At 67.7% G+C, this 10,732-nt stretch carries 6 protein-coding genes; all 6 read left to right on the top strand.

Features of this window, described 5'->3' with window-relative positions; translation table 11 throughout:
• Nucleotides 1-87: 87 nt before the first annotated feature.
• The 6 genes from rpoB (at nt 88) to ACWIBS_RS12870 (ending at nt 10,642) form a co-directional block, all read left to right on the top strand.
• Nucleotides 88-3,585, top strand: a complete 3,498-nt coding sequence (gene rpoB, locus ACWIBS_RS12845; protein ID WP_376130856.1) for a DNA-directed RNA polymerase subunit beta — start codon at nt 88-90, stop codon at nt 3,583-3,585.
• 65 nt (nt 3,586-3,650) lie between these two features.
• Nucleotides 3,651-7,523 carry a DNA-directed RNA polymerase subunit beta' gene (rpoC, locus tag ACWIBS_RS12850; RefSeq protein ID WP_376130853.1) on the top strand — a complete coding sequence of 1,291 codons (3,873 nt, stop codon included), beginning with the start codon at nt 3,651-3,653 and terminating at the stop codon, nt 7,521-7,523.
• A gap of 218 nt (nt 7,524-7,741) precedes the next feature.
• Nucleotides 7,742-8,359: a hypothetical protein gene (locus tag ACWIBS_RS12855; protein WP_454137029.1), complete on the top strand. Its 618-nt coding sequence runs from the start codon at nt 7,742-7,744 to the stop codon at nt 8,357-8,359.
• Between the two features lie 98 nt (nt 8,360-8,457).
• A complete protein-coding gene (locus ACWIBS_RS12860) occupies nt 8,458-9,444 on the top strand; it encodes an ABC transporter (protein ID WP_376131057.1) in 987 nt (328 codons plus the stop codon).
• Nucleotides 9,441-9,941 (top strand): hypothetical protein, encoded by a 501-nt coding sequence (locus ACWIBS_RS12865; protein ID WP_376131054.1) that lies wholly within the window; start codon nt 9,441-9,443, stop codon nt 9,939-9,941. The genes ACWIBS_RS12860 and ACWIBS_RS12865 overlap by 4 nt, the downstream gene beginning before the upstream one ends.
• Before the next feature lie 47 nt (nt 9,942-9,988).
• A complete protein-coding gene (locus ACWIBS_RS12870) occupies nt 9,989-10,642 on the top strand; it encodes a spermidine/putrescine ABC transporter substrate-binding protein (protein ID WP_376131052.1) in 654 nt (217 codons plus the stop codon).
• Nucleotides 10,643-10,732 lie beyond the last annotated feature (90 nt).

Here is a 10,732-nt window from a genome sequence, read left to right on the forward strand (position 1 = left end):
CGCGCGCGTGGCGCCGGGCTTCGGGAGGACGGAGCACTCCACCTGACGACAAGGAAACGGGCCCACGGGCTCACGGAGGTATTCCCCTTGGCTGCTGCGCGCAACGCATCCAACCCCACCACCCCCAAGAGCGGACGCGGCGCTTCACGCCTCTCGTTCGCCAAGGTCTCCGACACGCTGGAGGTCCCCGACCTCCTCGCGCTGCAGACGGAGTCCTTCGACTGGCTCGTCGGCAACGACGCGTGGAAGACACGCGTCGCGGCTGCGAAGGCCATCGGACGCACGGACGTCCCCGAGATCAGCGGTCTCGAGGAGATCTTCGAGGAGATCTCGCCCATCGAGGACCTGAGCGAGACGATGCAGCTCTCGTTCACCAACCCCTACCTCGAGCCTGAGAAGTACTCGATCGACGAGTGCAAGGAGCGCGGCAAGACCTACGCCGCCCCGCTCTACGTCGAAGCCGAGTTCATGAACCACCAGACCGGTGAGATCAAGACGCAGACCGTCTTCATGGGCGACTTCCCCCTGCAGACCGGCAAGGGCACGTTCATCATCAACGGCACCGAGCGTGTCGTCGTCTCGCAGCTCGTGCGCTCGCCCGGCGTCTACTTCGACAAGACCCCGGACAAGACCAGCGACAAGGACATCGTCTCGGCGCGCGTCATCCCCAGCCGCGGTGCGTGGCTCGAGTTCGAGATCGACAAGCGCGACCAGGTCGGCGTGCGCATCGACCGCAAGCGCAAGCAGTCGGTCACCGTCTTCCTCAAGGCCCTGGGCCTGACGACGGAGGACATCCAGAACGAGTTCGCCGGCTTCGACTCGATCGAGGAGACCCTCGCGAAGGACACGATCCTCTCGAAGGAAGACGCCCTCCGCGACATCTACCGCAAGCTCCGTCCGGGCGAGCAGGTCGCCGCCGAGGCCGCCCGCGCGCTGCTGGACAACTTCTACTTCAACCCCAAGCGCTACGACCTCGCGAAGGTCGGTCGCTACAAGATCAACCACAAGCTCGGTCTCGACACGCCGCTGAGCGACTCGGTGCTCACCGTCGACGACATCGTCGCGACGATCAAGTACCTCGTGCGCCTGCACCGCGGCGACGACGTCTTCGACGGCGTCCGCGAGGGCAAGCCGGCCGAGATCCGCCTCGACATCGACGACATCGACAACTTCGGCAACCGTCGCATCCGCGCCGTCGGCGAGCTCATCCAGAACCAGGTCCGCACGGGTCTTTCCCGTATGGAGCGCGTCGTGCGCGAGCGCATGACGACGCAGGACATCGAGGCCATCACGCCGCAGACGCTCATCAACGTGCGTCCCGTCGTCGCCGCGATCAAGGAGTTCTTCGGAACGAGCCAGCTGTCGCAGTTCATGGATCAGAACAACCCGCTCGCGGGCCTGACCCACAAGCGCCGCCTGTCGGCGCTCGGCCCCGGTGGTCTGAGCCGTGAGCGCGCCGGCGTCGAGGTCCGTGACGTGCACCCCTCGCACTACGGCCGCATGTGCCCGATCGAGACGCCGGAAGGGCCGAACATCGGTCTCATCGGCTCGCTCGCATCGTTCGCGCGCATCAACGCGTTCGGCTTCATCGAGACCCCGTACCGCAAGGTCGTCGACGGCAAGGTCACCGACCAGATCGACTACCTGACGGCATCGGTCGAGAGCGACTACATCGTCGCGCAGGCTGGAGTCGAGCTCGCGGACGACGGTTCGTTCGCCGACGAGCGCGTCCTCGCCCGTCGCGGTCAGGGCGGCGAGGTCGACCTCTTCCACGCCGACGAGATCGGCTACATGGACGTCTCGCCGCGCCAGATGGTCTCGGTCGCGACGTCGCTCATCCCGTTCCTCGAGCACGACGACGCCAACCGCGCGCTCATGGGCGCGAACATGCAGCGTCAGGCCGTTCCGCTCCTGCGTTCGGATTCGCCCGTCGTGGGCACCGGTATGGAGGGCTACGCCGCGATCGACGCCGGTGACGTCGTCACGGCAGCCAAGGCCGGTGTCGTCGCCGAGGTCTCGGCCGACGTCGTCACGGTCCAGCTCGACGAGGGCGGCACGCAGGACTACTACCTGCGCAAGTTCGACCGCTCCAACCAGGGCACGTCCTACAACCAGCGCGTCGTGGTCTCGGCCGGCGACCGCGTCGAGGTCGGCGAGGTCATCGCCGACGGACCGGCGACGGAGAACGGCGAGCTCGCGCTCGGCAAGAACCTCCTCGTCGCGTTCATGATGTGGGAAGGCCACAACTTCGAGGATGCGATCATCCTCAGCCAGGAGCTCGTGAAGGACGACACCCTCTCCTCGATCCACATCGAGGAGTACGAGGTGGATGCCCGTGACACGAAGCTCGGCAAGGAGGAGATCACCCGTGACCTCCCCAACGTCAGCCCCGACCTGCTGAAGGACCTCGACGAGCGCGGCATCATCCGCATCGGCGCCGAGGTCCGCCCCGGCGACATCCTCGTCGGCAAGGTCACGCCCAAGGGCGAGACCGAGCTGTCGGCCGAGGAGCGCCTGCTCCGCGCGATCTTCAACGAGAAGAGCCGCGAAGTGCGCGACACGTCGCTGAAGGTTCCCCACGGTGAGCAGGGCACGATCATCGCCGTCAAGGAGTTCAACGCCGAGGACGGCGACGACGAGCTCGGCTCGGGCGTCAATCGCCGCGTCGTGGTCTACATCGCCCAGAAGCGCAAGATCACCGAGGGTGACAAGCTCGCCGGCCGCCACGGCAACAAGGGCGTCATCGCGAAGATCCTCCCCGTCGAGGACATGCCGTTCCTCGCGGACGGCACGCCGGTCCAGGTCGTCCTGAACCCGCTCGGCATCCCCGGTCGAATGAACTTCGGCCAGGTCCTCGAGCTGCACCTCGGCTGGATCGCCCAGCAGGGCTGGAAGGTCGAAGGCACGCCGGAGTGGGCCATGGGCCTGCCCGACACCGCTCGTGAGGCCGCCCCCGGCACGAAGGTCGCGACCCCCGTGTTCGACGGTGCGTTCGAGGAGGAGATCGCCGGTCTTCTCGACTCGACCCTCCCCACGCGCGACGGTGAGCGCCTCATCGACTCGACGGGCAAGACGCGGCTGTTCGACGGCCGCTCCGGCGAGCCGTTCCCGGCACCCATCTCGGTCGGCTACATGTACATCCTGAAGCTGCACCACCTGGTCGACGACAAGATCCACGCGCGTTCGACGGGCCCCTACTCGATGATCACGCAGCAGCCCCTGGGCGGTAAGGCCCAGTTCGGCGGCCAGCGGTTCGGCGAGATGGAGGTGTGGGCGCTCGAGGCCTACGGCGCCGCGTACGCGCTGCAGGAGCTCCTCACGATCAAGTCCGACGACATCCTCGGCCGCGTCAAGGTGTACGAGGCGATCGTCAAGGGCGAGAACATCCAGGAGCCCGGCATCCCCGAGTCGTTCAAGGTCCTCATGAAGGAGATGCAGTCGCTCTGCCTGAACGTCGAGGTGCTCTCGGCCGACGGCACGCCGGTCAACCTCCGCGACACGGACGACGACGCGTTCCGCGCGGCAGAGGAACTGGGTATCAACATCTCCAGCCGCTTCGAGTCATCCTCGATCGACGAGATCTGACGCTTCGGCAAGCTCAGATCAACGACTGACTCACTAAGAATTCCGACACAGGAGAACTGAGACTAGTGCTCGAATCAACAACTTTCGATGAGCTTCGCATCGGTCTCGCCACCGCCGACGACATCCGTCGTTGGTCGTACGGCGAGGTCAAGAAGCCCGAGACCATCAACTACCGCACGCTCAAGCCCGAGAAGGACGGCCTCTTCGGCGAGCAGATCTTCGGACCCTCCCGCGACTGGGAGTGCGCCTGCGGCAAGTACAAGCGCGTCCGCTTCAAGGGCATCGTCTGCGAGCGCTGCGGCGTCGAGGTCACCAAGTCCTCGGTCCGCCGCGAGCGCATGGGCCACATCGAGCTCGCCGCGCCCGTCACGCACATCTGGTACTTCAAGGGCGTGCCTTCGCGTCTGGGCTACCTGCTGGACATGGCGCCGAAGGACCTCGAGAAGGTCATCTACTTCGCCGCCTACATGGTGATCTCCGTCGACGAAGAGGCGCGTCACCGCGACCTCGCGACGCAGGAGAACAACATCCGTCTCGAGATCAAGACGCTCGGCGACCGCCGTGACGCCAAGGTCGCAGCCCGCCTCCAGCAGCTGGAGGAAGAGCTCGCGGCGCTCGAGGAAGAGGGCGCCAAGGCCGACCAGAAGAAGAAGGTCAAGGACGCCGCCGAGAAGGAGATGGCTCAGACCCGCAAGGGCGCCGACGAGCAGATCGCCAAGCTCGAGCGCGTGTGGGAGGACTTCCGCACCCTCGATGTCGGCTCGCTCAAGGGCGAGGACGAGATCTTCCACGAACTGCAGGACCGCTTCGGCCAGTACTTCGAGGCCTACATGGGCGCGGAGTCGATCCAGCGTCGTCTGCAGGCCTTCGATCTGCAGGCTGAGGCGGACAGCCTCCACCTGCAGATCTCCGAGGGCAAGGGTCAGCGCAAGATCCGCGCGATCAAGCGCCTGAAGGTCGTCAACTCGTTCCTGCAGACGGGCATGTCGCCCGCCTCGATGGTGCTCGACGTCGTTCCGGTGATCCCGCCGGAGCTGCGCCCCATGGTCCAGCTCGACGGTGGCCGCTTCGCGACCTCCGACCTCAACGACCTGTACCGTCGCGTCATCAACCGCAACAACCGTCTTCGCCGGCTGATCGACCTCGGTGCTCCCGAGATCATCGTCAACAACGAGAAACGGATGCTGCAGGAAGCGGTCGACGCACTCTTCGACAACGGCCGCCGTGGTCGCCCCGTCACGGGCACCGGCAACCGTGCGCTGAAGTCGCTGTCCGACATGCTCAAGGGCAAGCAGGGCCGGTTCCGTCAGAACCTGCTCGGCAAGCGCGTGGACTACTCGGGTCGTTCGGTCATCATCGTCGGACCCCAGCTCAAGCTCCACCAGTGCGGTCTGCCCAAGCAGATGGCCCTCGAGCTGTTCAAGCCGTTCGTCATCAAGCGCCTGATCGACCTCGGCCACTCGCAGAACATCAAGGCCGCCAAGCGCGCCGTCGAGCGCACGCGTCCCGAGGTGTGGGACGTGCTCGAGGAGATCATCCGCGAGCGCCCCGTGCTGCTCAACCGTGCACCCACGCTGCACCGTCTGGGCATCCAGGCGTTCGAGCCGCAGCTCGTCGAGGGCAAGGCCATCCAGCTGCACCCGCTCGTCTGCGCGGCGTTCAATGCCGACTTCGATGGTGACCAGATGGCCGTGCACCTTCCGCTGTCGGTCGAGGCCCAGGCCGAAGCGCGCATCCTGATGCTCGCGTCGAACAACATCCTGAAGCCGTCGGACGGCCGCCCGGTGACCCTGCCCTCGCAGGACATGATCATCGGCCTCCACCACCTGACCACGGTCAACGAGGGTGCCCAGGGCGAAGGTCGTGTGTTCGGCTCGGTCAGCGAGGCGATCCTCGCGCGGGACGAAGGCACGCTCGACCTGCAGGCCAAGGTGCGCATCCGCATCCCCGGCCTGTCGTTCCTCGAGGGCGACGCCCCCGAGGGCTACGAGCGCCACGGTCTCGTGGACGCCTCGCTCGGACAGGCGATCTTCAACGACACGCTGCCCAAGGGCTACCCGTTCGTGCGCGAGCAGGCCGACAAGGGCAAGCTGTCGCAGATCGTCAACAAGCTCGCCGAGGAGTACCCCAAGGTCGAGGTCGCGGCATCGCTCGACAGGATCAAGGACGCCGGCTTCTACTGGGCCACGCGTTCGGGTGTCACCGTCGCGCTCTCGGATGTCCTCACGCCGCCCAACAAGGGCGAGATCGTGGCGGGCTACGAGAAGCAGGCCGCCAAGGTGCAGGCGCAGTTCGAGAAGGGCCTCACGACCGACGCCGAGCGTCGTCAGGAGCTCATCAAGATCTGGACCGAGGCGACCGACGAGGTCCAGAAGGCGATGCGGGACAACTTCCCCGCCGACAACACGATCAACCGCATGGTGTCCTCGGGCGCCCGTGGTAACTGGCTGCAGATCCGCAACATCGCGGGTATGCGCGGTCTCGTGAACAACCCGAAGGGTGAGATCATCCCTCGCCCGATCATCTCCTCGTACCGCGAGGGGCTGTCGGTCGCGGAGTACTTCATCGCGACGCACGGTGCCCGCAAGGGACTGGCCGACACGGCCCTTCGCACGGCCGACTCGGGTTACCTCACGCGTCGTCTGGTCGACGTCTCGCAGGATGTCATCATCCGCGAGGAGGACTGCGGCACGACCAAGGGCCTCGAGTTCACGATCGCGGCGCCCGGCACCGACGGTGCGCTCATCAAGGACGCCAACGTCGAGAACTCGGTGTTCGCGCGGACCCTCGCCGAGCAGGTCACATCGCCTTCGGGCGAGGTGCTCGCCGCCGCGGGTGACGACGTGGGCGACGTGCTCATCAACACGCTCGTCGAGGCCGGCGTCGAGACCATCAAGGTCCGCTCCGTGCTCACGTGCGACTCGGCTGTCGGCGTCTGCGCGCAGTGCTACGGCCGTTCGCTCGCGACAGGCAAGATCGTCGACATCGGCGAGGCGGTCGGCATCATCGCCGCCCAGTCGATCGGTGAGCCCGGAACGCAGCTCACGATGCGTACGTTCCACACCGGCGGTTCGGCTTCGGCCGACGACATCACGCAGGGTCTTCCCCGTGTGCAGGAGCTCTTCGAGGCGCGTACCCCCAAGGGCGCGTCGCCGATCGCGGAGTCCGACGGTCGCATCACGATCGACGAGACCGAGAAGTCGAAGAAGATCATCCTGACGCCCGACTCGGGCGACGAGCCGCACGTCTACCCCGTGCTCAAGCGCGCGACGCTGCTGGTCGAGGACGGCCAGCGTGTCACGGTCGGCCAGCAGATGCAGGTCGGAACGCTCGACCCCAAGGAGGTCATGCGCGTCATGGGCGCCCGCGAGGTGCAGAAGTACCTCGTGAACGGCGTGCAGGGCGTGTACCGCTCGCAGGGTGTGCCGATCCACGACAAGCACATCGAGGTCATCGTGCGCCAGATGCTGCGCAAGGTCACCGTCGTCGACCACGCCGACACGACCCTGCTCCCGGGTGAGCTGGTGGACTTCAAGAAGTACCAGCGGATCAACCGCGAGACGGTGGCAGAGGGCAAGCGCCCCGCGTCGGGTCGTCCCGAGCTGATGGGTATCACGAAGGCGTCGCTCGCGACCGAGTCGTGGCTGTCGGCGGCATCGTTCCAGGAGACCACCCGCGTCCTGACGCAGGCGGCCATGGAGGGCAAGAGCGACCCGCTCGTCGGCCTCAAGGAGAACGTCATCATCGGAAAGCTCATCCCCGCCGGCACGGGCCTTGCGAAGTACCGCAACGTCACGGTCGAGGCGACGGAAGAGGCCAAGAGCGAGCGGTACCCCAACCGCATCTTCGCCTCGGACGGTGCGTTCTCGGACGCCGACCTGAGCTACGTCGATTTCGACAGCTTCTCGACGGACGGCGACTTCACCTCGTACAACTAGACGCGGTTCGGGTCAATGCTGCGAAGCAGCGTTGAGGCGACCCGGGTCTAGATCGAGGAGCCCGCGCAGCGGGCGTATCGAGATCTCCTGAGATAACGACGAAGGCCCCCGGCACGCGCCGGGGGCCTTCGTCGTTCCCGAGCCACGGGAACAGTCCTCCCCAGCGCGCCGACACGGCCACGCGGCATCCGGTGTCTACCGTGGAGGAGGAGGACGGCATGGCGCGCACGGGGGGACGAAACCTCTGGATCGCCGTACCCTCGGTGCTCGCGTGCATCGCCGTCGTCGCGGGCCTGGTCTGGCTCGCCGCACCCATGGTGCCGACCGCCGTGGACTGGGTCGGCGACACCCTGCGGGCGAACGCGGACGCGCAGGAGGACGCCGAGAACCAGCCGACCCCCGTCCAGCTGATCGCCGACGGCGATCCGCTGGACTGTCGCGACCTGTATCCCGATCAGCTGTGGGCCGAGCTCATCTGGCACGGAGACGTGCTGCTCAGCCAGAACACCGCGCGACCCGTGATCGCAGCCGACGACCTCGTCGAGGCGCTCGCGCCGACCGTCGCCGTCAACTGCGCGTGGGCGCTCGGACGGAACGAGTCGATCACGTCCACCGTCTCGGTCATCTCGCCCGACGCGATCGGCATCGCGCAGGCGGCGCTCTCGGCGCAGGGGTTCTCGTGCTCGACCGCCGAGACGGCGCTGGAATGCGCCCGCGCGAGGGGCGGCGTGCGGGAAGAGCACATCATGCGAGACGACGTGTGGCTCTCGATCGTCGGGACGGGCTGGCGCCCCGAGGACTACGCGAACCGACTGGCCGCCTACATCTGGGGATGACGCAGTCGCGCGTCGCGCGGCATGGCTACGCGTGTGAAGGCCCTGTCGGGGTTACCCTCGCACATGCGGGGAGCGGCCCCGCGTGAGGAGTGCTTCCGATGAGTGACCCCAAGTCGTCCTACGGCGAGCCGGTCGAGGAACCCACAACGGTCGACGACGTCGTCGGGCGTGCTCACGAAGGTCTCGCTGACGCCGAGGCCGCCCGCCGCGACGCCGTCGAAGAGCCGGCCGCTGTCGAGGACGAGCAGATCGTCGTCGAAGAAGAGGTCGTGTTCTCCGACGAGACCCCGTCGGCAGAGAACGAGTGGGCCGCAGAGCCGCCCTCGTGGGCGACCGACGCGCCGCTCGACGAGGAACCGCCCTCCGCCGTCGAGGAACCAGCCGCCGTCGTCGAAGAGACGATCGTCATCGACGAGACCGTCGTCGCCGACGACGAGCCGACCGCGGTCTACGAGCCCGTCGTCGCGCCCGCCGAGCCCATCGCCGAGAGCGTCGTGCCGCCGGCGGCCGTGTCTCCGCAGCCCATCTTCGTGCAGGCGCCCGAGGCGCCGCGCCTGCGCGGCAATCGTGCCGCCGCCGGTGCGATCGGCTTGCTCGCGGCCCTCGCCTTCGCGGTGCTCTACCTCGGCGCGACCCTCGGCTTCGGTGCCATCCAGGGCGACGTCACCGCCGAGACCTTCGCCACGGATGCCGTCGCCGGGCTCACGACGTGGGCGCTGTGGGTGCCGACGGTCGTGTTCTTCATCGCGTTCTGGCTGCTCGGTGCGATCATCAACCGCGGCCGCTGGGCGGCCTGGGTCATCATGGGCCTGCTCGTGGGCGTCGCCGCCTACGGCGGCCACCTGCTCGGGCAGCTCTTCCAGGCGCCGTTCTGGATGCTCACGGCCTCCGAGGGCGCCGAGCTCGTCGAAGCGCAGCTGCTCGCCCCGCTCGCGATCGTCGCGTTCGTGCTGGGCCGCGAGCTCACCATCTGGTTCGGGGCATGGGCCGCCGCGCGCGGCAAGCGCGTGACCGAGCTCAATATCGAAGCGCAGCGTGAGTACGAGCGCACGCTCGAGGCGGGCCCGCAGCTCGTCCGGCCATGACGACCGGGCGTCCGGCTGGCGGGGCCGACCGCGGTGCCGTCTCGCCGGCGCTCGCGGTCGTCTTCGCGACGGTGGGCTATCTCGCCCTGGTCATCTTCGGATTGGGGATGCTGTCCCTCGCGCTCGATGAGAGCGTCATCGAGGAGCCGGGCCTCGGCCCGCTTCCCGGAGTGGCCGCGACGACGCTGTCGATCGTCGCGTTCGGCGCGACGCTGTGGGGTCCTGTGCGGCGCACTCAGCCGTCGTTCTGGAACTCGGCCTGGGTCATGGTCGCGTCGTTCCTCGCCTACCTCGCGGGGCTGTGGATCATGGCCGTCGCGACGGGAACGGCGGTCGGGATCGCGACTGCCGTCGCGGGCCGCATCGCGACGACCGGGTTCGGCCTGGTGATCGCCGCGGCAGCCCTCGTCGCCGCGTGGTCGGGCATCGCGCTCGTGCGCACGCGGGCTCGTCGCCCGCGCTGGCCGTGGGAATCCGACGACGAAGAGACGCTGTGACGGCGTAAGAACCCGGATCGGGCGTGCCGAGAGGATAGCGTTATCGCGTGGAGCGGTCGCTCGAGACGCAGGTCAGCCAGGCGGTGGACGCCTGGCTCGTGTGGCTGCCACGCTGGCAGCCCGCGACGCACCGCGGACGCGTCGCCCCGTGTCGACGGTGCTTCGGCTCTCCGATCCTGTCGGCGGCGGGGCTGGGGGCCGATGTGCCGCACGGCGTGCAGCACGGCCTGTCGATCCGCGTCAAGGCGATCATCGACCGCGCCGTCGCGGAATACACGGCGCGCAACCTTCCCATGCTGCAGGCCGAGCTCGATCAGCAGGCCGCGCGCAACCGGGCGCGCAGCTATCGCCCCGCCGAGGGACTCGCCCCCGAGTTCGAGGGGATGCCGCTCGACCCCGAACCCCAGCCGGGCGCGCCGTTCCTGTTCACCCTCTCGGGCCTGGCCGAAGAAGCCGAATCCCAGGTTCCCGAGCTTCCACCGCTGACCGAAGAGGCCAAAGCGGCGCTGCGCCAAGAGGTCGCCCTGGCCGACGACTACGCCAACATGGTGGGCCGCGAAGTGTGCGCCGTCCTGCTGCCGCATCGCCTGCGGATCCAGGCCGCGGTCTCTCAGCATGTCGAGCCGCAGATCGCCGCTCTGCTCGAGGATCTGTCCCGCACCCTCGACGCGCCGTTCGACCCGAACGCGCCCGGCGACTGAGGTTGTGCACACACGATCGCTGTCACCAGGATCAGCGGCTTCGGCTTTGTTAGCATGGCCCCACTTCGCGCGTGGGCGCGGACTCCGCGC

The organism is Microbacterium sp. NPDC055442 (genome assembly GCF_053644215.1).